The following is a 24,256-nucleotide window of genomic DNA, read 5'->3' as shown; positions in this document are numbered from 1 at the left end:
CAAAGCCTCCTGGCATTGCGCAGCTCAGAAGTCGTAGCGCAGGGTCGCGTACATTTCACGCGGTGCGCCCACGTTGCACGATGCCCCGACGCTCAACGCAATGTAAGTGATGTTCGAGCAGTACTTTTTGTTGAGCAGGTTTCGGGCGCCGAGTGTGACCCCGAATCCCTTGTCCTCGGGCCGGAACGAGAGGCTGGCGTTGACGATCCCTATGGCCGGCGTGATGATCTGCGAGCCGTCTTTGGGATCGTTCTTGCCGCGGTAGTTATAGCCGAGCCGCGCAAGAATCTCGCCGCCCAGTCCGTCGATGAATCGCGAATAAGTGACCCCAGCGTTGGCGGTCACGTTCGGCGTCAACAGCGGGTTGCTGTTGATGTCGATTGTATAAGCTTCGGACAGGACGTTCCCGGGGTCGCAGGTCCCGTCGCCGCGGGCGATGCAATCGAACTTGGCGTCGAGCAGGCCAAGCGCACCGTCAAGCCGCAGGTTGGGCGACACACGCAGAATTCCCTCGACCTCGAACCCCTTGATCGTCGCGTCGCCGGTGTTGATGGTCGAACTGCCGACCAGCCCGATCTGGTTCTGGGGGGTGCCCGGCCCCTGCCGGTCGGTGAACTTGTTCAGGAACGCCGATGCGGCAAGGTAGAGCTTTCGATCGAGGAAATTGCCCTTGATGCCGACTTCGAAGTTCTTGACGTATTCGGTATCGAAGCCGGGGAGACCACCCTGCTGCTGCGCCGCGGCAAGCACCGTGGCTGCCGGGGCGAGGTAGCGCGCAGCGAATCCGCCCTCGCGGAACCCTTCGGAGAACGTCCCGTAGACGATTGCGTCGTTCGCAATGTCATAGGACAGCGAGACCAGCGGTGACCACACGCTGACCTTGTATTCGGGCGTCGCGCAGTTGTAGGTCGCGCTCGTCGGGTCGGGGTCGCACGGCCGCAACGCGGTGATCGGTGACGGTGGAATGTAGTCGTATTGCTTCTTCGAATCGGTGTAGCGCAGCCCGGCGGTCAGGTGGAGCCGGTCGGTCACGTCGAGCGTGAACTGGCCGAACCCGGCCACCGAAGTGTTATCGATGTAACGGTCGTCGTAGGTGAACAGACGTCCGTTGACGACTCCGGGCGAGAAGACCGCGACGGGCTGCGTGGGCGGAAGGAATGTCACTGCGCGCAGCTGGTTGACTTTCTGGCGCCCCTTTTCTTTGAAGTAATAGGCGCCCAGCGTCACGTTCAGCCGGTCGTCGAAGAACGCGTTGTTGTACTGCAGTTCGTAGGAATCTTGCTGCTGGGTGAAGATTTCGTTCTGGTTGACGAAGACGACGAACGGTACCGGCGTACTCGAATTGAAGAACCTGCTGTCGACCTCGCGGTGCGCTGCGATGAACTTGAATCCACCGATCGCGGTGTTCAGTTCGGCAACCCCAGAAACGCCCCAGACTTCGGTGTAGTTGTCGGGGATCACGTAGTTGCCGCTGCCATTGATCCACGTCCGGTAGGTATCGTAGAAGCCACCCACCGTGCCGTCGTCGATATAGCGCTGCGATATGCACCCCGCGATGGCCGGGTTTGCCGCCGCACCAGAAGAGATCGCGAGGAGCGTCGCGTCCAGCCTTGCGACCCCGGCCCCGGCCAGTCCATAGCAATTGAGGTTCGCCTGTACGCTCCCAAAAGTGCTGGTGCGGGTCAGCGCAGTGTCGAGCGGCGCCCGCAGATCGCCGAGCTGGCCGGACAGGCCCACTGTCGGTGTCGGCGATTCCTTCGACTTGCTCCAATCGCCAGAAATACTGACTTTCAGCCTGTCGAAAGGTTCAAACTGCAGTTTACCCATGATGCCGGTGATATCTTCGCTGCCGAGCCGGAAGCCCTCGTAAATCGACGTTGCAGCGTTGTCGGGATGCGAATGGACTGTGACATAGCCGTCCTGCTCGTTGTGGAAGGCCGATAGTCGCAATCCGGCCGAGCTGGAGAAAGGAATATTGACCGATCCCTTGAGTGTCAGGCGATCGTCTTCCCCCAAAGTCGCTTCGATGCTTCCGCCGAAATCGGGATCGACGTCTTTGGTATAGAAGCTGATCGCGCCGCCCTCGGTGTTCCGTCCAAAGAGCGTTCCCTGCGGCCCGCGAAGGACTTCGATCCGCTTGAAGTCCGAGAGCTCGAGCAGGCTGCCGATCGATCGGGCAATGTAGACTCCGTCCACGTAGACGCCCACGGCTGGATCCGCCGTCACGACGAAATCCGCTTGGCCGAGGCCGCGGATAAAGATGCTCGGTGCAGAACTCGAACCCGAGACCTCGCTGCTCACCTGAATGTCGACGTTCGGGGCCGCGCCCGACAAGTCGGTGATGTCCTGCGCCCCTCGAACTTCGGTGAACTCGTCGCCGTCGAAGGCCGAGACGGAAATCGGCACATCGGTCAGTTGCTCTTCGCGGCGCCGGGCGGACACGATGATTTCGCCATCGGAGGCGAAGCGCCCCTGCCCGTCGGCGGCCGCGGCCTCTTCGCTTGGCGGGGAGGCAGTCCCGGTGTCCTGCGCCTGCGCGGGCACTGCCAACAGCGCGGTTGCAACGGCAACGGTGGCGGCGGTCGATGCGAGGAACGTTCTGCTCATCGTCTTGCTCTCCCCATGGCTGGTGCGAGTCAGCGTGCTCGCTCGAATTGCGGCGTGATTAGATAGTGTCACTGTCTTAGTCAAGTGACTAATTCAAGGCAAGGCGCATCCTTCAGCGTCGGAGGCGCACACCGAAGGAAAAGAACCGTCCGCGCACGTCATCGCCCACAGCATAGCCATCGCGCAGCCCTGCGCGGATGCCATTGCCGATCAGTGCACCATTTGGCGGCTGCGCATTGAACAGGTTCTGGATATTCGCAAAAACCTCGGACCGGCCTTGGCCCGCGTCGATCCGCCACGCGAGATTGAGCGCTGTAGTGCCGAAAGACGCAAGCCGGTTGCTCCCGGGGGCGAAGACCCCTTCGTTGGAGATCTTCATCGCGTTACGCCACTTCTGCATGATGTCGATCCGAAGTTTCTCGCCGGGTTCGAAGCTCAGGAACCCGGTCAATCGCACGGTCGGCGTGGCCTGGAACGACAGCGGACCAAACGCGGCTCCGGCCTGATCGCGATCGGCTACGTTGGGCTGACGAAAATAGAGGTGGGGCTGATAGGCCGCAAGCAGGCGAAGACTGGCCGGAATGCCGAACGGCCTGCCGCGCACTGCCATTTCAAGATCGACCCCCCAAGTCTTGATCTCCGAAATATTTTTAAGATAGTTGTATACGGTGGTCCACGCATTCGCTGGCGACGGATCGGTGAAGCTGCCTAGGCGCTCTTGCAACGCGCAATAGGGAGAGCTGCCGCCACTTTGGTAACAGGCCTGCTGGAACTGGGTCGAAGCGCTGTTCACCGAGAAGATCGCGTCGCTGATGGTCAGTTCGTAGGCGTCCACGGCAAGGCTAAAGCCGGGACTGGCCTGCCAGACAATGCCACCAGTCAGCGTCCGGCCGATTTCGGCCTTGAGTGCGGGGTTGCCACCACTCACCGAAGGAATGGTCGGGCTGGCACCGGTCAGCAGGTCGGTGCTGACGATGTTGAACGTGTTCCGCTCACCATAGAGTTCATACGGGGTAGGAGCGCGGATATCGCGCGAGATCGTTCCGCGCATCCGCAGCCGGTCGTTAAGCGCCCAGTCGAGTCCGCCCTTCCACGTCACATAGCCCCCGCTGACATCGTAATGCGTAAAGCGGACGGCGCCGTTAAGGTTAAATTCGCGCGCGATCGCAGATTCGCGCAGGATCGGCACGGTCACCTCGGCCGCGGCTTCCCACACTGTCTGCGCGATCCTGGGCTGCGACGGGAGCGTCAGGAAATAGCGCGACTGCGTCGCGCTGCAGTTCAGGCTTATCGCTGTGCAATCGATCAGCATGTCCGCGGTCGAGTCGGATTCGGAACGGAACGCAAGCTTGCGCCATTCACCCGACAGCGCCGCCTGGACCGGCCCGGCCCAAGTGCTGAACGGGCTGCCCGCCAGGCTCCCCGAAACACTGTCCATCCGGGTGGTGGCGCGGTAGCGCGTCGTGGCGAAGACATAGTCCAATGCGCTCGCGCTTTCCGAAGCAGGGCCGAACGGATTGTATGCGACGCAGTTTCCGTACCGTGCGGGATCGGTGATCGCGGCCTGGCAGACGATCTGGTCGGTCGTACCGGGTTTGATCACCGCATCGAGCGCCGCGGCGAGCCGCTGCTGGTCGACGTTGTTGTTGACGGTGGATTCGAGCACCGAACGGCCATGCACGTAGTCGAGCTGCCAGCGCGCCGCTCCCAGCGTGCCTTTCAGGCCCGCAGTGAGCATCAGCTGGTCGGAATCGGCCAGCGTAAGCTGGCGGCGATCTTCGCCTTCGCTGACGGTCTTGCGCAGCCGGAAGGTCGCGCCGCCCGGGGCGAGCAGCGCCTTCTGCGCGCTCGACAGGAAGGGATTGTTCGAACGCAGGATCACGTTGTCGAGCCGCAGGTATTCCGCGAACACCGCATTGGTCTTGAAGGTGTTGGACGCCTGGAGATACGCGTCGATGCTATCGGTCAGCGCATAGTCGAACCGACCGAAGACCTGATGGGATTCAAGCGCGTGAAGCAGCGAGGAATCGTAGGTTCCTCCTTCGCCGCCCACCTCCAGCGCCGTCGTCCCGGTCGGCGTGCCGGCAATGAACGGGGTCAGGCTGCCGTCAGGCCGGAAAACGCGCCCAGTGGCCGGACCGGTGGTCACGATCCCGCCCGCCGGATATCCTTTCTGCCTTAGGTTCCGCTGGAGCACCGACGAATTGGCATCCGTCGCGCTGCCGGTCACTCCGACGAGGTAGAGATACGGCCTCTCGGTGCGACGGGCGATGCCGTCATCATCGTGGTACTGATAACTGGCGAGCAGGTGGCCGCGTTCGCCCACGTTGATCCCGATCGCCCCGCCCGCGTCGACGCGGCCCGCGTCGCCGAACTGAGAGATGCCGGCGCTCGCTTCGAACTTTAGGCCGTTGAATTTGCGATCGACGATGTAGTTGACGACCCCCGAAACCGCATCCTAACCGTAGACCGCCGACACCCCCCCGGTGACGATGTCCACCCTCGAGATCAACATCTGCGGGATGACATCGACGTCGACCGTGCCGCTGAACAACGTCGGCGGCAGGCGTAGCCCGTCCATCAGCACCAGCGTCCGCGTCACGCCGACGTTGCGCAGGTTCAACTGATTGGCCGCGCTGTTCCCGGCGGACACGCTGCCGGACGTACCCGGATTGCTCCCGGACCCGCGCGATCCGACGAAAACCGGCAGCACGCTCAGCGCCTCGGCGAGGTTGGCCCCCGGCTGGGTGGCAAGCAGGTCCTCGGTGCGCGCGACGGTGACGGGTGACGGACTTTCGTTTCCGTTTGCGATCGTGCGCGATCCGGTCACTGTGATGCCGGCGTCGGGTGCGGCGCTCGCGGTATCGGGTGGGTCGCCCATGGCGGTCGTCTCTTCTTCGCCGGCTGCGGGCAAACGCTGGCTGGTGCTTTCCAGGTTCAGTGCGAGCCGGGCATAGGACATGGTTGAAAGCGTTTGAGTATGGGCAGCTGCGGGAACGCTCGCGGCAGCAAGGACCACTGTCGAGACGCCCGAAAGTACCAGGCCGATCATCAAACTCTCCCTCCATCTTACGACGTTGGGACCCGCTCTAGAGAGAGCGACTAAGTGCGTTGCGTGTCTTAGTCAAGTGTATAATTTCCGGGACACGGATATGGGTTCGGCAGCGTTTACGCAGCGGCTCGTGCGGACGACCGTCGATCGTCCGTCAGAAGTTCAAAAGAGCTTTCAGCTAGATGCTCGGCAGCGCGAGGGCGATCAGTCTGCACTGATACGAAACTCTGGTCGACATGGAGGAAGTGTGCAGGAGCTAGAGAGAGTTCGTGCGGTCAGGTCGAGACGTTTCGATAATCGCGAAGGAATCCCTCAGTTCTCCATCATCGCGACCAGAAACGACCGCATGTGAGCCATCGCCTCTTCGGGATCGTCGAGCACGATCGCGCCGCCCGAGATGCGTTCGATACGGTTGGGATGCTGCGTGAAGTTCAGAAAGAGTCCTGTCAGTGCCGTGTATCGCCAGTAGAGCGTCTCTCTGTCCGAGCCGGGCAGTGCCAGTGAAAATGCATCTATGAATCTGGCGTGAAGGTCTTCAAACGCGCGGTGAGCGATCGACTGTATGCGGGAATCATGGTTCTGGGCGACGTGCCCAATTATCCTGGTGTAGCGAAGCTCGACTGCCCGCTTGCTCATGGCGGCCCGCAGACCGGGCAGCATCCAAGCCTCGACAATCTGAGCAACTGTCGGCCGGTCGCCAACCATTGCGCGTTTGAGCGCGGAGAAGCGAAGATCATTAAACCATTCGAGCCTCCGCTCCACCAACGCCTCGATAAGACCTTCGCGATTGCCGAAATGGTACATCGGCAATGCGTGGTTGACCCTGGCATGACGCGCGATTTCGCGAAGCGATACGTTGAGCCCAAATTCGGCCATCAGTTCTTCGGCTGAATCGAGCAGCGCACTTTTGGACGATCCTGCAACGTCGCCAGTGAGATCTCCCTTCGCGCCGAGGGCCGCCTTTCGCCAGCGATAGAAAGTGGGGCGAGAAACTCCCGCTCGATGACATGCTGCCTCGACGGTGGAACCGGCCCCGATTGCCTCCTCGATCAGCTTGAAGGTGCGTTCATCCATAGCCTCAGGCGCTAGAGATGGCGGGCGAAACTGTCGAGTCGCACCCAAGATCGCGCTTCATTCCGCGGGCTGGTGTGGTCTGAGCCCCTGGATTTCCTCCAATGATAAGTAGGGTCCGGCCTTCGACTAGGTGACGGTCGGATGAAGCGGAGCAGGTTCAGCGAGGGGCAGATCATCGCTGTGTTGAAAAACCAAGAGGCTGGGATGTCGACAGCGGATGTGTGCCACCGTCACGGGATCAGTTCGGCAATTTTGTAAAAACAGAGGTCGAAATAAGGGGGGCTGGAGGCGTCTAATGCCCGCCGGTTACTGTAGCCGGAGCAAGAGGACGATTGGCTCAAACGGCCGCTGGCGCATTCGATGCTCGACAACGCCATGCTCCAGGAGACCAGCGCAAGACAATCTAGCGCCTGGTGCTAGGCGGCAGGCGATGGCTCATCTCCAGGACGTCATCGAGGTGAACCAGCGCCGGGCCTGCGCGGTGCTGGGCGCTGACCGGACCATGGTGCGCCATATCAGTCGTCGGCCCGACAATGTGAAGGCGCGCGAGCGCATCAGGGGACTGGCCAGTCAGGGGCGGCGGTTCGGCTATCGGCGGTTGCACTGGCTGCTGAGCCGGGAAAGATGGACCATGAACCACAAGAAGTTCCGGCTGCTCTCTCGCGAGGAGCGGTTACAGGTGCGCCGCCGTGGTGGTCGCAAGCGGGCCTAGGGCACTCGAGCACCGATGACTGCCCCGCATGGCCCGAACCAGCGCTGGAGCGTCGACTTCATATCGGATAACTTCGCCCGCGGACGAAGGTTCAGGATCTTCGCCACTGGTTCTTGCAAGGGCGAATGGCTACGCGACACTTACGGCGCAGGAGTCAGCGACGCGCTAGCGTGCCACCCGCAGCGGCGCTTCGAGTTCATCCATCGCACGCACCAGCCGGTGCCGCGCACGATCACTGCGAAGGCGATTAGGGCGGCGGCGGCCTGATTATCGAAGCGGGGCGCGATTTCTCGCAGCCTTTCGCACTGTATTTCACGGACGCGCTGGCGCTTAAACTCGCCGCATAGTGCTTGGGGTTGCATTGACACCACACTGCCCGCGTTGTCGCCCAAACTGCGCAGCTGGCTCGTCGCGCACAATGGCGATGTCTAAAGCTTCGAATTTGGCAATGGCACCTTCGTTTGCGCCGTGCTGTTCGCTGCCAGTGCCACATATGGCGGCCAAATTACTGCTCGGTCCAGATGGTTCGACCCTCGGGCCGCTACGGCATCACTCCGCCCGCGCTCGCCCGCGGCGTCGACAAGCGGCAGGACCTGTTACAAGGCATTTGGGGCCAGTTCGCCCATTATCCCGAACCTCCCGATGCGTGTGCTGAGGGGCGGTGCAGCCGGACGGCACCCGTTGCTCGACGGCGCGCGGCTGAGGCGCGTATTGAACGATGCCACTATAGTTTTTCTGTTGATTGCGCGCATGTTTCGGCGATCGCTCGATATTCACTGGCTGACCGAAGCCTGCTAGGGGACGCGCGCCGCGGTGCGCGCCGATGGCGCGCGGCAGCGTACAGAGATTAGGTACTTTTGATCTTGCCGAGGCGCAGCCCGAGCCGGACAGCCGAAATGCGCCGATGCGTGCATTGGCGCCAACGTGGGTCGAGGACCGAACGCACCACCTCGCCTCGCCGCTCGCCATGACGCACGACCTGCGTGCCCGCACACCGTAGTAGACTGACGCCGACCATGAAATCGTTTGCGACAGCGCCGCCATCGCGTCGCTGGCGCTATAAAGCCCGGAAAATCGAGGTGGATGCGCGACGGGCATGCTGCCCGGAGATGCAGCAGCCGCGTGGGATGACTACGTCACGCTCTATGCCACGTGTCGCGTGCAGCTACTGGTGTGGAACAGTGACGGGCCTGTCGATTTGCGCGCTTCTTCGGGGGACGCCGCGCGCGACACCGTGATGGCGGGCTACCGGCCTCGGCCTGCGCGCCAGAAAACTCTTGATGCCGATCGCGCAGCGTGGATAGATGGGGCGCCCCGATCGGCGGATGGTGGAGCGCAGCGAAATGGCACGATCGCATGACCGCACGGGCAGCCCCGCGCATCTGCCGTACCGTCCGGTTTCGCTGCGCGACAACGCAACCGAGCTGCGCTCGCTGTTTGCGCCGAACGCGATCGGCAGTGCGATTGACCGGATCGTGCTCGACGATACCGACGGCGAAGGATTCCTCGAATTCATCGAGCTGGGTCCCGATTTTACCCTTATCGTCAGCAGGTGCCGGTGGGAGGCCGAGCGGATGCTCGCCTATCGCGGCGAAGGCTGGGTGCGGATGAACTTCTGTCTCGATGCCGCGGCAGTATTCGATTTCGGCGACAACGGCGCATTCGCGCTCAACGGTGCCGAGTGCCGGATCTTCCACCAGCCGCGCGGGCTCGATTGCCAACATTTCATCACGCGGCACAGCCAATCGATCTGCGTGACGCTGTCGGTCAAGCGTGGTTACCTGGCGCGCGAACTCAAGCTCGACGCCACCGACCTCAGCGAAGGCTTCGCCGGTTTTGTGGCTGGCGAACACGACTCGTTCTTCTTCGAACGCTTCGCACTCACCCCTGAGATGGCGCGCACGGTACGTGATATGGTGCAATGCCCCTACGCGCACCAGCTGCGCTTTCTCTACCAGACCAGCAAGGCGCACGAGCTGCTGTGCCAGGCGTGGGACACGGCGCAGCGGCACGACACGGTCGACGTGCTGCCGTTCCGCTTCACCGACGAGCACCGCCGCCGCGTGGTGGAGGTGCACGACATCCTCGACCAGACGCTCGATCCGGCGCCCTCGGCGGTGCATCTCGCGCGGCGGGTCGGGCTCAACCGCAATCAGCTCGCCTACGGCTTTCGCAAGCTCTACCGCACGTCGGTCTACGAATATCACCTCACGCGCCGGCTCGACGCGGCGTGGGACCTGCTGGTGACGGGCGAGATGACGATCGCCGAAGTGGCCTATCACGTCGGTTACCAGCACCAGGCGAGCTTCACCTGCGCTTTCCGCGCGCGCTTCGGCATGGCACCGAAGGAAGTGCGCCGCGGGATGCGGCAGACGGTGGCCGAGGCGGCCGAACCCGCCAGAAGGTGACAATCGGCACAAACTGCGTGCGCCTATCCTAAGACCTGCTCCGTAGCGCCCCCTATCGCTGAGCGCCGTCCCATTGAAGGGACGGTCATTGGGGGATCGAACAGGTGCGGACGAACATTGCACGGCGCGCGCGCGGCGCGGCATTCGTGGCAGAGCTTTCGCTGGCGGCGCTCGTCGCAGTCTCGCCCGGGCTGTGCGCCCCCGCCCTGGCGCAGGACGCGGCCGCCGAACCGGACGCAGCGACGTCGACCGACATCATCGTCACGGCGCGGCGGCGCGACGAGCGGCTGATAGACGTGCCCGTCTCAGTCGCAGCAGTGACCGGCGAGACGCTCGAGAAGATCGGCGCGGACAACGTGGTGAACCTGCTTGGCAGCGTTCCGGGCCTGTACTTCTCCTCGTCGGTGGTCACGCCCACGCGCGACACGACCTACCTCGTCATCCGTGGCGTCGGCGCGAACTCGGGCGGCGAACCGTCTGCCGCGACCTTCGTCGACGGGGTCTACGCCCCCAGCCTGGGGTTCGACACCGGGTTCGTCGATCTTGAGCGGATCGAGCTGCTGCGCGGCCCCCAGGGCGCGCTGTTCGGGCGCAACACCGAGGCCGGCGCGCTCAACATCGTCACCCGCCGCCCCGGCTCGCAGCTGCGCGCCAAGGCCGCGATCGAGGCCGATACCTTCGAGACGATCAAGGTCCTGGCTGCGGTATCGGGGCCGGTTGGCGGCGAATGGTCAGCGGGTCTCAGCGGCGAAGGGATGTCAACCGGCGGGTTCCTGACCAACCGGACGATCGGCGCGGCACCGGGCGCGGCGCTGGGCGGCAAGACCTTCGGGGTCGCCGCCGACAACTACACCAAGACGGCGCTGCGCGGCGGGCTGCGCTACAAGGACGCGGCGACCGAGCTCTATCTCACCACCGACTGGTCGCGCAGCAAGGGCAATGCCGGCTATCCGGGCGTGCCGCGCGACTGCGGCTGCTACGACACCTTCAACGAATTCCAGCTCGACAACGTGGGTGAAGGCTGGGGTGCGGCGCTCAACATCGATCATGACCTCGGCGGCGCGCGGCTGTCGTCGATCACCGGCTGGCGCGAACTGCGCAATCGCGGCCCGTTCGATTTCGACGGCGGGCCGGACTTTACCGGAAACTTTTACGACCTACGCACGCGGCAAAAGATCTACTCGCAGGAGTTCAAGCTAGCCTCGACCGGCTCCGGGCCGCTCGGCTGGACCACCGGGGTCTACCTGTTCGGCGAGAAGAATCGCCAGGACCGCGATTTCTACCTGCCCGATCTCGACACCTTTTTCGCCGGGATCGATGTGCGTTCGCAGATCATCGACAACGATCGCAAGGGCTTCGCCATCTACGGCCAGGGCATCTACGACCTGACAGACCGGCTCGAGCTCGCGCTCGGGCTGCGCTACTCGCGCGAGACGGTCGACAACCGCGCCGATGTCGATTTCACCATCCCGCTGATCGGTTTCAGCCCCAAGTTCCTCGACACGCCGTCGTCGACCTTCGACGGGGTCAGCAAGTCCGCGTCGCTGTCGTACAAGCTGACCGACAACCTGCTCGCCTATGCGAGCTACGCCGAAGGGTTCAAGGCGGGCGGCTACCAAAAGACCACCGCGACGCTCGAATCGAACCTGCCGTTCGACAGCGAGCGCAGCGCGAACTACGAGATCGGGCTCAAGGGCAACCTGATCGAACAGCTGCTGATGGTCGAGCTGTCGGCCTACCGCGTCAACCTGACACAGCAGCAGCTGCAGACCGTGATTCTTGTCAACGGCACGATCCCGGTCTCTGCGATCGACAATGCGGGCAAGAGCCACACCCAGGGTTTCGAGGCACGCGCGGTGCTGCGCCCGAGTGAACGCTTCACGCTCGACGCCAACGTTGGCCACGTCCAGACGCGCTACGATCGCTACGTGAACGAGGACGGGATCGATCGCGCGGGCGATGCCTTCCCCTTCGTTCCCGCGTGGACCTACAGCGTGGCGGCGGATTACAACGCCCCGCTCAGCAGCTCGCTGAACCTTGTTGCGCGCGCCGAATACCGGCACATCGGCGCCTATTACACGGGCACCGGCACCTCGGTCGATCCGTTCTTCGACATTCCCGCCAACGACCGCGTGAACATCAGCGCCGGGATCGAGAACGATCGCTGGTCGGCACGGGTGTTCGTGGACAACGTGCTCGACAGCTACGACGTGTCCTACGTCTGGAACGCCTATTTCTTCGCTGGCAACGCGCGCAATTTTGATCAGGTGCTGCCCCCGCGGCGTGCGGGCGTGCGGATCAGCGTCAACTACTGATGGCGGGGCAGCATTTCGTCCTCGTCCACGGTTCGTGGCACGACGGCGGCGCATGGGACGCGGTGAGCGACGCGCTGCGCGCCGCGGGCCATGCCGCCAACGCGCCGACGCTGCCCGGACACGGCCCGGCGGCAGACCGCGACGTGGGCTTTGCAGACTATGTCGCGGCGGTGGTCGCGGCGGTGCGCAGGTGCGGCGCGGCACGCGTGGTGCTCGTCGGACACAGCCTGGGCGGCGCGGTCGTCGCCGCAGCGGCCGAACAGGTGGCGGACGCGCTCGAACGGCTGGTGTTCGTCGCACCGATCGTTCCCGCCGATGGCGAGCGGCTGATCGACGTGATCCCGCCCGAGAGCGCGAAGATCTTCGCGGCGATGGCGGCCGCATCGCCCGACAACAGCCTCGAGATGCCGTGGCCGGTGTGGCGCGAGCGGTTCGTCGGCGAGGCTGACCTGACGCTGGCCGAAGAGACATTCGCGCGCCTCTGCCCTGAACCGTTCCGTCCGGTGAGCGAGCCGGTGGCCATGCCCGGGTTCGCCGCGCTCGAGGTTCCGCGCAGTTATGTCGATTGCCGCACCGACGTCGCCTTTCCGCCGGGCGAATGGCACTTCTTCCCGCGCTTCTTCGACCGGCTCGGACTGTGCCGCCTGATCGCGGTCGAAGCGGGCCACGAGGCCATGTTCACGGCGCCCGCCGCGCTGGCGCGCGCGCTGATCGACGCCGCGCGGGCCTAGGCGGCGATGGAACCACACGCCTATGCGGCGCACGACGCGACCGCGCTCGCGGCGCTGGTGGCGGCGGGCGAAACCACTCCGCGCGCGCTCGCCGATGCGGCGATCGCACGGATCGCCGCGCTCAACCTGCGGATCAACGCGGTGGTCGAAACGCTCTACGAGACGATTGACGACCAGATCGCCGCGCTCGACCCGGCGGCGCCCTTCGCGGGGGTGCCGTATCTGGTCAAGGACCTACACACGCTCGTGCGCGGGAGCCGGCTGACGCAAGGATCGACGTTCCTCGCCGACCACGTCTCGGCTGCCGACAGCGACCTCGTGGCGCGGCTGCGGCGCGCCGGGTTCGTCATCATCGGGCGCACCAACACCCCCGAGTTCGGCCTGAACGCGGCGACCGAACCGCGCCTCCACGGCGCCACGCGCAACCCGTACGACACCGCGCTGTCGCCCGGCGGATCGAGCGGCGGGGCCGCCGCGGCGGTCGCCAGCGGCATGGTCCCGGCGGCGCACGCCACCGACAGCGGCGGATCGACCCGCATTCCCGCCGCGGCGTGTGGGCTGGTCGGCCTCAAACCCAGCCGCGGACGCACCTTCGCCGGGCTCGACCACGGCGAAGGGTGGAGCGACATCTTCCACGCGCATGCGGTCACCCGCAGCGTGCGCGACAGTGCCGCGATCCTCGATGCCACCGCGAACACCGCCGCGCCCGCGCCATATCGCGCCGCCCCGACGGGCAGCTTCGCGGCGGCCGCAGACACCGCAATGCCGGGCCTGCGGATCGGGGTGATGCGCGCGCCGCCATCGAAACTGCCGGTCTCGGCCGAGTACCTCGCCGCGCTCGACACGGTGGCCTGGCAGTGCCGTGCCCTGGGCCACCGCACGCACGAGATCGCGATCGAGATCGACGTCCCCCGCTATGCTGCAGCATTCACGCTGGTGCTGTCGTCGAGCGTGGCGGCCACGGTCGCGGCGCACGAGGACGCGACCGGACGGAGCGCGAGCGCCGCGGACTTCGAAACATCGGTGTGGAACGCGATCACGCTCGGCCGGACGCATAGCGCCGCGGACCTCAACCGCGCGGTTGCCGATCTGCACCTGGTGGCGGGCGACGCGCTCAGCCAGATCGGCGATTGCGACGTGGTGCTCTCGCCCACCGTGGCGCGCGCACCGCTGCCGCTCGGATCGCTCGACACGCGCGCGGACGATTTTGGCGCCTTTCTGGCCAGCGTGTTCGCCTATGCGCCGTTCACCTCGCTGTGGAACGGAGCGGGCGCGCCCGCGATCAGCCTGCCGCTGGCGTGGTCGGCCAGCGGGCTGCCGCTGGGGATGCAGTTCGTCGCGCATCCCGGGCGCGAGGACGTGCTGTTCGCGCTGGCGGGCGAGCTCGAGCGCACCATCGGGTGGCGCGCGCGGCAGGACTGCCTGATCGCGGCGCTCCAGTGAACGTCGCCTCGCCCGATCCCGCACTCAGCCACGTCGTCGGCGCAGGATCGCCGGCGCTGCTCGAATGCACGATCGGCGAACAGTTCGACCGCACCGCCGCGCGGTGGGGGGACCGCGACGCGCTGGTCGTGGCGCACCAGCAGGTGCGCTGGAGCTGGGCGGAGCTCAAGCGGCGGGTCGATGCGCTGGCCGCGGCGCTGCTGGCGCGGGGGCTCGAACCCGGCGACCGGATCGGGATCTGGGCGCCCAACTGCGCCGAATGGACGCTGACCCAGTTCGCCGCGGCGCGTGCCGGGCTGGTGCTGGTGACGATCAACCCGGCCTATCGGCTGAGCGAGCTCGAACACGCGCTCGCCAAGGTCGGCTGCCGCGCGATCGTCACCGCGCCGGGGCATCGCGACAGCGATTTCATCGCCATGCTCGACGAACTCGCGCCGCGCCTGCCGCTGCTGGGGGTGCGGATCCACACCGGCGTCGAGGAGCGCGCTGGTTTCCTGCGGCTGGCGGACCTTGCGGCGAGCGCAACCCCGCCCGCATCGCCGGTGCTCTCCAACCGCGACCCGATCAACATCCAGTTCACCAGCGGCACCACCGGCAGCCCGAAGGGTGCGACGCTCACACATCGGAACATCCTCAACAACGCGCGCCAGGTCGCGCACCGCATCGCGCTGGGCGCGGACGACCGGATCTGCATTCCGGTGCCGCTCTATCACTGCTTCGGGATGGTGATGGGCAACCTTGCCGCGGCGTGCACTGGCGCGGCGATGGTTTATCCGGCCGAATCGTTCGATCCCGCGCAAACGCTGGCAGCAGTCGCCGACGAGCGCTGCACCGCGCTCTACGGCGTGCCGACAATGTTCATCGCGATGCTCGAACACCCGCAATTCGTCGGCTTCGATCTCTCGTCGCTGCGCACCGGAATCATGGCGGGATCGCCCTGCCCCGAGGTAACGATGCGCGCGGTGATGGAGCGGATGCACATGCGCGAGGTGACGATCGCCTATGGCATGACCGAAACCAGCCCGGTGAGCTTCCAGAGCGACATCGACGATCCGCTGGCCGAGCGCGTCGGCACCGTCGGCCGCGTGCAACCGCACCTCGAGGTGCGGATCGTCGATCCTGACGGCCACACCTGCCCGCGCGGCGTGGCGGGCGAGCTGTGCACGCGCGGCTATGCGGTGATGCAGGGCTACTGGGGCGATGCCGACGCGACGCGCGCCGCGATCGACGCCGACGGCTGGATGCACAGCGGCGACCTCGCCACGATCGACGCGCGGGGGTACTGCCGGATTACCGGGCGGATCAAGGACATGATCATCCGCGGCGGCGAGAACATCTATCCGCGCGAGATCGAGGAGTTCCTGCTACGCCATCCGGCCATCGCCGACGCGCAGGTATTCGGCATTCCCGACGATCGCTACGGCGAGCAGGTCTGCGCGTGGATCATTCCGCGCAGCGGCCATGCGCTGACCGCCGAAGACATTACCGGTTTTTGTAGCGGCAAAATCGCGCATTTTAAGATCCCGCACACGGTTCGTTTCGTGGTAGAGTTCCCCATGACGGTGACCGGTAAGGTCCAGAAGTACCTGATGCGCGAAACGACGCAAGCCGAAGCGCGGTCCTGAACTACTGCCCACCGTCTCGGTTGCCCAATGAAGAGACTGGTAGCGGAGGAGGGACTCGAAGCGCCGACACGCGGATTATGATTCCGCTGTTCGAGTGCCCCCCCAATCGCACTTTCGTGTGGTCCGCTTTCGGGCGCATTGGCGTCTGACCTGGACGGCTGAAATTGGGGCGCAAAGCGGACTAGAAATCAACTGGCTAAGAAAGTGGCCCACTCCTCCATCATGCTCCCACGCTGATCGAGTGCATCGCCGCGCCTGTAGGCGCGTTCGACCTCACTGCCGACCTGGTGGGCCAAGGCATGTTCCGCGATCTCGCGCGGGAAGGTGGTCGTCTCGCCGGCCCAGTCGCGAAACGATGAGCGGAACCCGTGCACGGTGACGTCGTCGCACTTCAGTCGCCGCAGCAGCATTGCCATCGCCATGTTCGACATCGGCTTCTTGGGCGAGCTTCCGGGGAAGACCAGGCCCTCGCCAGGGTTCAGGTTTTTAAGAAGCTCGACCGCCCGCTTGCTTAGCGGCACCCGGTGTTCCTTGCCAGCCTTCATTCGCTCTGCCGGCACAGTCCACAGACCTTTGTCGAGATCGAACTCGGACCAGTCGGCGTCGATGATCTCCGAGGTACGCGCTGCGGTCAGGATCAGGAGCTCAAGCGCCTTGGCGGAATTACCCGGCAGCTTGCGCAACCGCTTAACGAACGCGGGCACCTGGTCGTACGGCATCGCCGAGTGGTGCTGCTTCGGGCCCTTCCTTCGCTTTGGCAGGAGCAACGCGAGATTGCCGCGCCACGAAGCGGGGTTTTCCCCGTTGCGCAATCCGCGCACCTTAGCTGCATCGAGCACGGCCTCGACCCGTCCCCGGACCCGGCTCGCCGTCTCTGCCTTCGTCGTCCAGATCGGTCGGAGGATCGCAAGAACATCATCGACGCAGATCGCATCGACCGGCTTGTCCCAGATTGGCTTGGCGTAAGTCTTGAGGGTGCTGCGCCACTGGGCGCGGTGCTTCTCGTTCTTCCAGCCAGCTTCGAGCAGTTCGATCAGGTCGAGGGCGACCGTTCCGAACGTCGTATCGCCAACATCATTTGCTGATCGCCATTGCTGCTTGGGGTCGCTACCCTGCGCGCGCAGCGTGGCAGCTTCCTGGCACTTCTCCCGGGCCTGGCTCAGGCTCACGGCTGGGAAGGGGCCTAGCCCGAGCTCGGTCCGCTTCTTGTTGCGATAATAAATGAGCACCCAGGCCTTCGCCCCTGTCTTCGAGACCGAAAGATAAAGGCCGTTCCCGTCGAGGTGCAGGCCAGGCTTCGAGAGGCCCTTGATCTTGAGCGGGTTCAATTTGTTGATTTCACGCGCCATGTCGTGATCCTTAAGATCAGGCAGCCAAGCGTCGCTCGAGGAGGGCCTCGAGGTCGCATCGGCGGATCAGCGTTCGTGTCCCGATCTTGACCGGCGTGAGCTCGCCAGCCTTGATCAGTTCGTACAGCGTGGTCCGGCCGATGCCCGACGCCTCGACCGCCTCGTTGATGGTGTAGGAAAGCTTGCTCACGTATTTTCCTCTGGTTACTTGTCATCCGCGGCTAACGCCCGAAGGAACAAGCAACCAGCTGATTTGACATGCATATCCTGGCTATAGAGTCAGATTTCTGCCTGCCGGGCAGCATCTCTCTCGACAAAGGCGCGCACCATCATCCGAAGGTCCCACGGAAGAAGGGGACCCGGCTCAAAAGATTGCCAGCGCGGTGCGAGGGGCCTGCCGTCGCGGTAGCCGAGGATGCCGATACCAGGCCTCGGCATCCTCGTGATCATCTGGTATTCGATTTCACAATCGCCGAGTACGCCGTCGAGCAACGCTTGGATGGAACCGTCTTGGACGAGCGTGGCGGAATATACTGCCCGGCAATCGATCGTGTGGGTCTGGCCCATGATCCCGACCTGTATCTCGAACGGCACGGTGCCGTAGTAGACCTCGTCCTCAGTATCGGGATCGACGAGCTCTGGATACGATGCCGGCACCTCTCCTTCGACACCAGCCGATGGGTCGAGGTCGAAGAACTTGAGGAGCCGGTTATCGACTTCGTCACGCTCGAGGACCTGGCGGATCATCTGGTTACGGATTTGCTTCGGGGTCACGGATAATCTCCTGGACGCGCGTGTGCGAACCGGCCTCCGCGCAGGCGGAGGCGGTTCGTCAGGCGAGGGGTTGGGGGGTCAGGCTCCGAGGAGCTCGCGCTGGGCCAGGACCAGGCCCTCGAGATCTTCGAGGATCAAGCGGCGCTCCTCGCTCTCCTTGTCAAGGCCGTGCATTTTTGCTTCCCACAGCATGTTCAGCTTCGCAGCGACCGCCGCGAGGTGAGGTGCCGGTGTGTCGAGGAGGTCATCGTGGATCGCCGCGATCTGGCGCTCGATCTGGTCCACCTCGTGAGGCGGGACCTGGTCCAGGCGCTGGTTCAGGGCGGCGAGGGTGTTCATGGAAGTTGCCCATGCAGCAGCAGGGGCGGTAGTGGGCGTGTCAGCCATCGAGTCGTCTCCAAGTGACGGTTGGTGGTTAGGGCCCGGGCGCGGTTGCAGCCGCGTTCGGGTCCGCTTGAGCATGTAAGAGTCCGGGATTCTGAGGACAAGCACGAAGCGTGCTATATCCATGCTATGCGAGGATTTTTTTCGTTGGAGGGGCGCCTACGTGTCATCGACCCCGTCCTTTGGAGATCTTCTGAAATACTTGGCCCCAGAATAGCTCGAGTTGCTGTATATCCATGATATGCTTCTTTTTTCACGTTTGGTCTCTTCAAGAGATAGATAGCTAGGAGATAGACCAAGTCGGCGTAGAAATGGCGTAGCGAAATATCGGCCTCATGATCGAGGGTTTCCCTTCTTCCCCTCGACATTCAACAGGCCGTAGACCAAGAAGTCGCCCAGATCGTCACGCTGAACAATTAGATCGAGGTCTTCGAGCTTTTGCATGAATTGCTCGAAGCTAAGCGACCGGAGACGACCCATCTCGCGAGAGTGGTGGTTATAGCTTTCGAAGAGCTCTCGGCACCCTACCGTCCCATCTCCCCTTGTGTAGTTCCGATCGTCCTCAAGAAACGAGTGTACCGCGTTGTTGATACGCCGCATCTGGTCGCCCCGGTAACTGTGGCATCGCGGCAGCGTATAGCCCCTTTGATCGAGCAAACGGCGAAGGCCATCGAGAGCCCAAGCGGCGATCGCGTGGCGCTCTTCCGAGACGATGATCTCGGCGAGGTTCTCGATAATGTGTTCCTTTGTGACCGGATGGTTGAAGTCGAGTATCAGCCAGCGACGAATGAAGCCCCGCGATGTGTCGCGGCTTCTGGGAAGATAGTTCGATGCGAACCAGTGCGCGGCGATTGGCTTGAACACAATGCCGTCCTTGCCTTTGAAGCTGTCGCGCACCGGCGAACCCTCGACCACCTCTTTGAAGATGTTGCCGGTAATCAGGCCATTCTCGGGTAACTCTCCGCAGATGTTCACGGACTTGCCAATCAAATCGATGAGATGGAATGGCACACCCCAATACTGGGGGCCGAGTTCAGCCAGCGCATCTGGGGGCAACAGTGCGCGCAAAATCTTGAGCAACACGGTCTTCCCGGTGCCCGCCCGACCGAATAAAAGGAACGCGCGCTGGTAGTCGGGCGCGATACCGTAGAGCGTCGCGGCAAAGGCTTCTTGGAGCGCAAGAACGCGCTGACCGAAGTCGGCTTCTGCCCCCCAGCAGGAGTGGAGGAACTCGAGGAAGCGGTTGCAGCATTTTGCGTTCTCAGGATCGTATTCGAACGGCAAGGTGAAGGTGGCGCCGAACTTCGGATCGTGGTCCGCTATGACAAGGTCGGCACCGACGAAGCCGTTAGCGAAGTTCAACCCGAGCGTGTCGAAAGTGCGCAAGGGGCCTTTACACATCTTTTCAAGGACCTCGACGATCGCCTTGTAGTCGCTGTTTCGACGCACGAGCATCGAACTCTTCACGTTCGTTGCGACGTGCATGTAGATCGCGTGCTCGTCGAGGCGAGCAAAACGACTGCCGTTCCACTGCCAGAACTGGCCGAGATGGAACCGGATTTCGCCCCCAACTTCCAACTCGCGCAAGACCTGCCTCGCGATGATCGCGTGGTCCGTCGGCTCCTGCTTCTTGAGGTCAGCCCTTAGCCGATTGAGTCCGTCGATCAGGTCCCTCTTCTTAAAATCGAGGACGCCGTCGTGACGCCTGATGTAGCTGAAGATCGCGTCCCTGTGGGTGTCACTAAGGTTTGGGTCTCGAGACAGAAGACGGAGCAGTTCGTGCACCGCGTCGGCGAAGTAATCGCCACCGTGGGGGTCAACGGCGATTTTCTCATCCAGCCACGCCTTCGCGCGGTCGAAAGACCAGGGCTTATCTTCAACGACTTGCGCTATTGCCTCTTGAAGAGCAGGCGGCAAATCTTGCATTTCAAGCTCATCGAGCAGCCGAGGGTCGGCAACTTCTCCTTGAGCCACCAATGAGGCGATCTCCTCAACGAGGAGTTGCGGGCCGACCTGTGGATCAGGGGCTCCCCCGGATACAATGTGTGGGTAGCCTTCGATCCACTCAGCGATTTTCCCGATGGCTTCCGTGATGGACAGGCGCCGTTCGGGGTTTTGAGCGAGGACTGCGACGGCCATCCGGTGAGCGAGCACCCGCAACTGCAAATCGCGCTCTCCCGATGGGACCACATCTCTGGTCGGCATTCGCGCACGGCGCGAGAGGCTCTCTCTTTCGGAAGGTTGCGAAGTTTCCAGGCAGGGATTGTCAGGCCGAGGGGTGTTTAAAGCTGAAATGGTCACGCTAGATTCCTTCGATTTGGGGAGAAGCTCCACCGATCGCCGAGGATCACCCGGCGAAGAGCAGCAGCGGTGGGTGGAAAGGTGACCCCGAGCGCAAACCGGTGCGGGGCTGAGAAATGTGAGTGCTAGTTGAGAGTCCAGTCGCTCGGCAGTTCCAGGACAACCTCATCGTCCACATGCACGAAGCGCGCAGAACGCGGGGCCAGAAACTCGACCCTGTCGACCTCGATCACCGGTCCCTCACACAGGAGGAAGTCGCTGGTCGACCAGCCGGCCAGCGGGCAAAGGCCAGAAAAAGCCCAGTCGAACGCCGGCACGGCGAGTGTGACGCCATTGGTTACGTCGATGAACTCCTCCGCCTCGAGGTCGAAGACCCAGCGCCGCGGCAGGGCCATCCACCTGGTCGGGTTAGCCTGCCCCCACTTCCAGGCGTCGGCGAGCATCGCCGGCACTTCTTCCTGCTCCATTCCCGCCTCGCGCGATGCGGCAGCAAGGTGCAACGAGAGGGCGGACCAGTCGCTGCCAGACGCCGCGACATCGGCAGCAAGGGCGGCGGCACTCGTTCGGAAGCGCCATTTCAGGGACCGAGAGGACGGATCGCCGAAGCGGTCCATCGCGCTCGACAAAGTGTTGTCGATGATCCAGTCCTCGAAGAAGTCCGCGGTCAGTTTGATGTATCCATCAGGGTGGAAGTTGATGCTCTGCACAGTGAACTCCAGCAGGTGGTTTCGTCTTTGTGACGGCCACCCCTTGGCGTTTTCGACTTAGACACGGAACCCGAAACGGAACGCATATCCATGATATGCATGACGAATCTTCGGCAGAAGTCGACGATGAGCCGTCACGCTCCGATCCGCAAAACCCGGAGGCTGTCTGTAGCGCCAGTGCCGGCGACGAAGGCTTCGATCAGCATCATGACCTGGCTGATCGCTGCGCGGAGCTACCACATCGATACCCTGGCGTCGGCAGCCGAGGGTGCGATCGTCCAATCCGGGACTTGCTCGTCAACGACTCGAAAGCGAGCGACTTTTTGCTGGCACCGCAACGTCTCGATCGCCGCCGCTCCCGCCATGAACCACAACAAGGCGCAGGTGCATCCGGCTCGACGACCGAGCGAGTGCGCAAGTCTCCGATCTGCGGATCTACTTCGTCGATCCACCGCGGTGGAGCGCAGCAAGGCCGATCTTGTCCTGTCGCGGTTGTCGGGGGATTGCGTCTCCGGTCGCCTAAACCTGCTGGGGCTTCGGGTTGTGTCACAATGAAGGATTTGCGCCCCTCCGACCTCGCCGCGGCGGCACTTGCTCGACAGCTGTTCGCAAGCGAGAAAGGACGTGCGACGACAGGGCCTACTCGGTACAACAACGATCGACGAGAAACGCTGCCGCCGATTGCCTGCCGTATCCTAGTTGAGTGTCATTGCATTGGCTCGTCGGGAGTAGATTCAGAGGTTCAGACTTACGAAACAGATGCGGCACAAATCAGCCCGCCCTTTGCCCCGGCCAGAACCCGAACCAAGGCCAGTGTCCGGATCGGGGACGGTTTATGGAAGTGGGTGGGGCCACATCGCTTGGCACCAAGCCAACTTCGGGTGCGAAGAGGGCTACCTCTATTCGCCGAGTTAGGCGAAATCGCAGTCGCTTCGAGCTTCATGATGTTGAACAACTTGGATCGCACCGAAGTGCCGGATCAAGGGCTCGACTCGGCCAGCAAGGGTACCACCCTCTTCCGATGGGGGTATGGGGTGTGCGGGGCCTCACTCTGCTGAATTCGCCGCAAACAAAATAGCGACATTTTTGGGAAGTCGACCCTAAGTCTGTCCCTAAGGTCTTCACCGGATTGGGGCGTACCCGCTGATACACGCACGGACGCATGTTTCCGTAACTTGCTGTTTTAAAACGGAGGAACGAACATAGGCGAACGGTAGCGACTAGCTGCTGGCGGAGAGGGTGGGATTCGAACCCACGGTACGGTTACCCGCACACCGCATTTCGAGTGCGGCGCATTCGACCACTCTGCCACCTCTCCGCGAGGTCCTGCGTGTGGAACCTGACGGTCCCGGCCGAAACGAGCGCGCCGCCTAGCCGAGCGGAATGCGCTTGCCAAGACCCGATCATGCGCCGCGCGGTGGACGAGGGGGAAGCACCGCTTGTTTCGCATCTGCGAAGGTCTATATTCCTCCATGATGGACCGCGCGCATTTCTTTTCGGCCACTGCAGGCCGCACGATCGAAGCGCCGCGCCACGCAAGGGCGCGGTTCGCGATCGGCGAGGTGGTCCGCCACCGGGTGTTCGATTTTCGCGGCGTGGTCTTCGACATCGACCCGGTCTTCGCCAACAGCGACGAATGGTACGAAGCGATCCCTGCTGCGGTGCGTCCGCACAAGGACCAGCCCTTCTACCACCTGCTCGCCGAAAACGGCGATTCGTCGTACGTCGCCTACGTCAGCCAGCAGAACCTTCTCGGCGACGCCGAGAACGGACCGGTCGACCATCCGCAAGTGCCGGAACTGTTCGATGACTTTGCCGACGGTCGCTACAAGCTGCGCCGCGGACTGACGCACTAGCTTTTCAGCTTCCACCCGCTCCACAGCAGCGCATAGGTTGCCCCGCCGAGCACGAGGTTGAACACCCCCAGCCCCACCGCGCTCCAGAGGACAGCCAGGTTGGTGCTGCCGATGTCGCTCTGGCCGAGAAAGCCGAAGCGGAAGCCGCTGATCACGTAGAAGAACGGATTGGCGCGGCTGATCGCCTGAAACAGCGGACTGAGGTTGTCGATCACGTAGAACGTGCCCGACAGCAGGCTGAGCGGCGCGACGACGAAGTTGGTGACCGCAGCCGCGTGGTCGAATTTCTCGGCCCACACCGAGGTCATCAGGCCCATCAGCGCCAGCATGACCGCGCCCATCAGCCCGAACCACAGCACCGCCCAGGGATGCGCCATCGCGAGGCTGACCCCGGGATAGAGCAACATGGCAAGGCCCACCGTAGTCCCGACCATGGCCGCGCGCGTCACCGCGGCGGCGACGATGCCGGTCATCAGTTCGCCGTAGGACAGCGGAGGCATCAGCAGGTCGATGATCGTCCCCTGGATCTTGCCCGAAAGAAAGCTGAAGCTCGAGTTCGCGAAGGCATTCTGCATCATGCCCATCACGATGAGGCCCGGCGCGACGAACGTGGCGAACGAGACCCCCAGCACTTCGCGGCCTTCGCGGCCCAGTGCGACGGTGAAGATGACCAGAAAAAGGAGCGTGGTGACCGCCGGAGCCCATACCGTCTGTGTCTGCACCTTGAGAAACCGGCGAACCTCCTTAATATAGAGGCTCCACAATCCGATCCGGTTGATGCCCTGGATCACCGGCTCTCCCCGCGGCCTGAACGGCTGCGCGGATGGTGCGGCGGTCTCGACGAGGGGCTGGACTTGATCGGCCATGGCGCGGCGACTAGGGCCAAGCGGCTCCGGTGACAAGCGGTCCGACTCGCTT

The 24,256-nt window shown here is 63.5% G+C and carries 18 protein-coding genes, 1 tRNA gene and 1 pseudogene; 8 read left to right on the top strand and 12 right to left on the bottom strand.

The annotated features are described in order from the left end of the window. Positions 1–24: 24 nt before the first annotated feature. From A6F68_RS05270 to A6F68_RS05255, 4 genes are all read right to left on the bottom strand, one after another. Entirely contained in the window at positions 25–2,607 is a 2,583-nt protein-coding gene (locus A6F68_RS05270) for a TonB-dependent receptor (protein ID WP_067677116.1), read from the bottom strand. A gap of 112 nt (positions 2,608–2,719) precedes the next feature. Continuing rightward, complete coding sequence (locus A6F68_RS05265) at positions 2,720–4,933, bottom strand: TonB-dependent receptor domain-containing protein (RefSeq protein WP_067677114.1); 2,214 nt, start codon at positions 4,931–4,933, stop codon at positions 2,720–2,722. A gap of 132 nt (positions 4,934–5,065) precedes the next feature. Beyond that, positions 5,066–5,659 (bottom strand): TonB-dependent receptor plug domain-containing protein, encoded by a 594-nt coding sequence (locus tag A6F68_RS05260; RefSeq protein WP_157096664.1) that lies wholly within the window; start codon positions 5,657–5,659, stop codon positions 5,066–5,068. Positions 5,660–5,971: 312 nt separating this feature from the next. After that, entirely contained in the window at positions 5,972–6,733 is a 762-nt protein-coding gene (locus A6F68_RS05255; RefSeq protein ID WP_067677110.1) for a TetR/AcrR family transcriptional regulator, read from the bottom strand. 141 nt (positions 6,734–6,874) lie between these two features. On the opposite strand from A6F68_RS05255, the gene A6F68_RS15455 reads away from it, so the two are divergent. The 7 genes and pseudogenes from A6F68_RS15455 (at position 6,875) to A6F68_RS05225 (ending at position 15,967) form a co-directional block, all read left to right on the top strand. Continuing rightward, positions 6,875–6,991, top strand: coding sequence for a transposase (locus A6F68_RS15455; protein ID WP_084001684.1), 117 nt, complete (start codon positions 6,875–6,877; stop codon positions 6,989–6,991). 304 nt (positions 6,992–7,295) lie between these two features. Continuing rightward, positions 7,296–7,601 (top strand): annotated as a pseudogene (locus A6F68_RS15470) (IS3 family transposase); the annotation flags it as partial. Between the two features lie 1,187 nt (positions 7,602–8,788). After that, positions 8,789–9,853 (top strand): helix-turn-helix domain-containing protein, encoded by a 1,065-nt coding sequence (locus A6F68_RS05245; RefSeq protein ID WP_198152683.1) that lies wholly within the window; start codon positions 8,789–8,791, stop codon positions 9,851–9,853. A 104-nt stretch (positions 9,854–9,957) separates the two neighbouring features. Next, complete coding sequence (locus A6F68_RS05240; protein ID WP_084001677.1) at positions 9,958–12,168, top strand: TonB-dependent receptor; 2,211 nt, start codon at positions 9,958–9,960, stop codon at positions 12,166–12,168. Then, positions 12,168–12,899, top strand: a complete 732-nt coding sequence (locus A6F68_RS05235) for an alpha/beta fold hydrolase (protein ID WP_067677104.1) — start codon at positions 12,168–12,170, stop codon at positions 12,897–12,899. The genes A6F68_RS05240 and A6F68_RS05235 overlap by 1 nt, the downstream gene beginning before the upstream one ends. A 6-nt stretch (positions 12,900–12,905) precedes the next feature. Then, positions 12,906–14,342: an amidase gene (locus A6F68_RS05230; RefSeq protein ID WP_067677101.1), complete on the top strand. Its 1,437-nt coding sequence runs from the start codon at positions 12,906–12,908 to the stop codon at positions 14,340–14,342. Then, positions 14,339–15,967, top strand: coding sequence for an AMP-binding protein (locus A6F68_RS05225; protein WP_067682107.1), 1,629 nt, complete (start codon positions 14,339–14,341; stop codon positions 15,965–15,967). The genes A6F68_RS05230 and A6F68_RS05225 overlap by 4 nt, the downstream gene beginning before the upstream one ends. Positions 15,968–16,155: 188 nt before the next feature. Here the strand turns inward: A6F68_RS05225 and A6F68_RS05220 are convergent, their stop codons facing one another. The 7 genes from A6F68_RS05220 to A6F68_RS05195 form a co-directional block, all read right to left on the bottom strand. After that, positions 16,156–17,316, bottom strand: a complete 1,161-nt coding sequence (locus A6F68_RS05220) for a tyrosine-type recombinase/integrase (protein ID WP_067677099.1) — start codon at positions 17,314–17,316, stop codon at positions 16,156–16,158. Between the two features lie 16 nt (positions 17,317–17,332). Further along, positions 17,333–17,506, bottom strand: a complete 174-nt coding sequence (locus tag A6F68_RS14670) for a helix-turn-helix domain-containing protein (protein ID WP_074428281.1) — start codon at positions 17,504–17,506, stop codon at positions 17,333–17,335. A gap of 89 nt (positions 17,507–17,595) precedes the next feature. Further along, positions 17,596–18,063, bottom strand: a complete 468-nt coding sequence (locus tag A6F68_RS05215) for a hypothetical protein (RefSeq protein WP_067677097.1) — start codon at positions 18,061–18,063, stop codon at positions 17,596–17,598. A 105-nt stretch (positions 18,064–18,168) separates the two neighbouring features. Beyond that, positions 18,169–18,429: a hypothetical protein gene (locus tag A6F68_RS05210; protein ID WP_067677094.1), complete on the bottom strand. Its 261-nt coding sequence runs from the start codon at positions 18,427–18,429 to the stop codon at positions 18,169–18,171. Positions 18,430–18,807: 378 nt separating this feature from the next. Further along, positions 18,808–20,775 (bottom strand): DNA primase family protein, encoded by a 1,968-nt coding sequence (locus A6F68_RS05205; RefSeq protein ID WP_157096661.1) that lies wholly within the window; start codon positions 20,773–20,775, stop codon positions 18,808–18,810. A 125-nt stretch (positions 20,776–20,900) separates the two neighbouring features. After that, complete coding sequence (locus tag A6F68_RS05200) at positions 20,901–21,482, bottom strand: hypothetical protein (protein WP_067677091.1); 582 nt, start codon at positions 21,480–21,482, stop codon at positions 20,901–20,903. 1,228 nt (positions 21,483–22,710) lie between these two features. Next, positions 22,711–22,800, bottom strand: a tRNA-Ser gene (locus tag A6F68_RS05195). Positions 22,801–22,957: 157 nt separating this feature from the next. Between A6F68_RS05195 and hspQ the strand changes: the two genes are divergently transcribed. Next, entirely contained in the window at positions 22,958–23,338 is a 381-nt protein-coding gene (gene hspQ / locus A6F68_RS05190) for a heat shock protein HspQ (RefSeq protein WP_067677089.1), read from the top strand. Here the strand turns inward: hspQ and A6F68_RS05185 are convergent. Further along, positions 23,335–24,204: an ABC transporter permease gene (locus A6F68_RS05185; RefSeq protein ID WP_067677087.1), complete on the bottom strand. Its 870-nt coding sequence runs from the start codon at positions 24,202–24,204 to the stop codon at positions 23,335–23,337. The two genes, hspQ and A6F68_RS05185, sit on opposite strands and share 4 nt — an antisense overlap. Positions 24,205–24,256: the final 52 nt, after the last annotated feature.

The sequence above is a fragment of the Tsuneonella dongtanensis genome, from assembly GCF_001698205.1.
GTDB lineage: Bacteria > Pseudomonadota > Alphaproteobacteria > Sphingomonadales > Sphingomonadaceae > Tsuneonella > Tsuneonella dongtanensis.
Note: the sequence above shows the minus strand (reverse complement) of the source record. Positions and strands in the feature narration are given on the sequence as shown.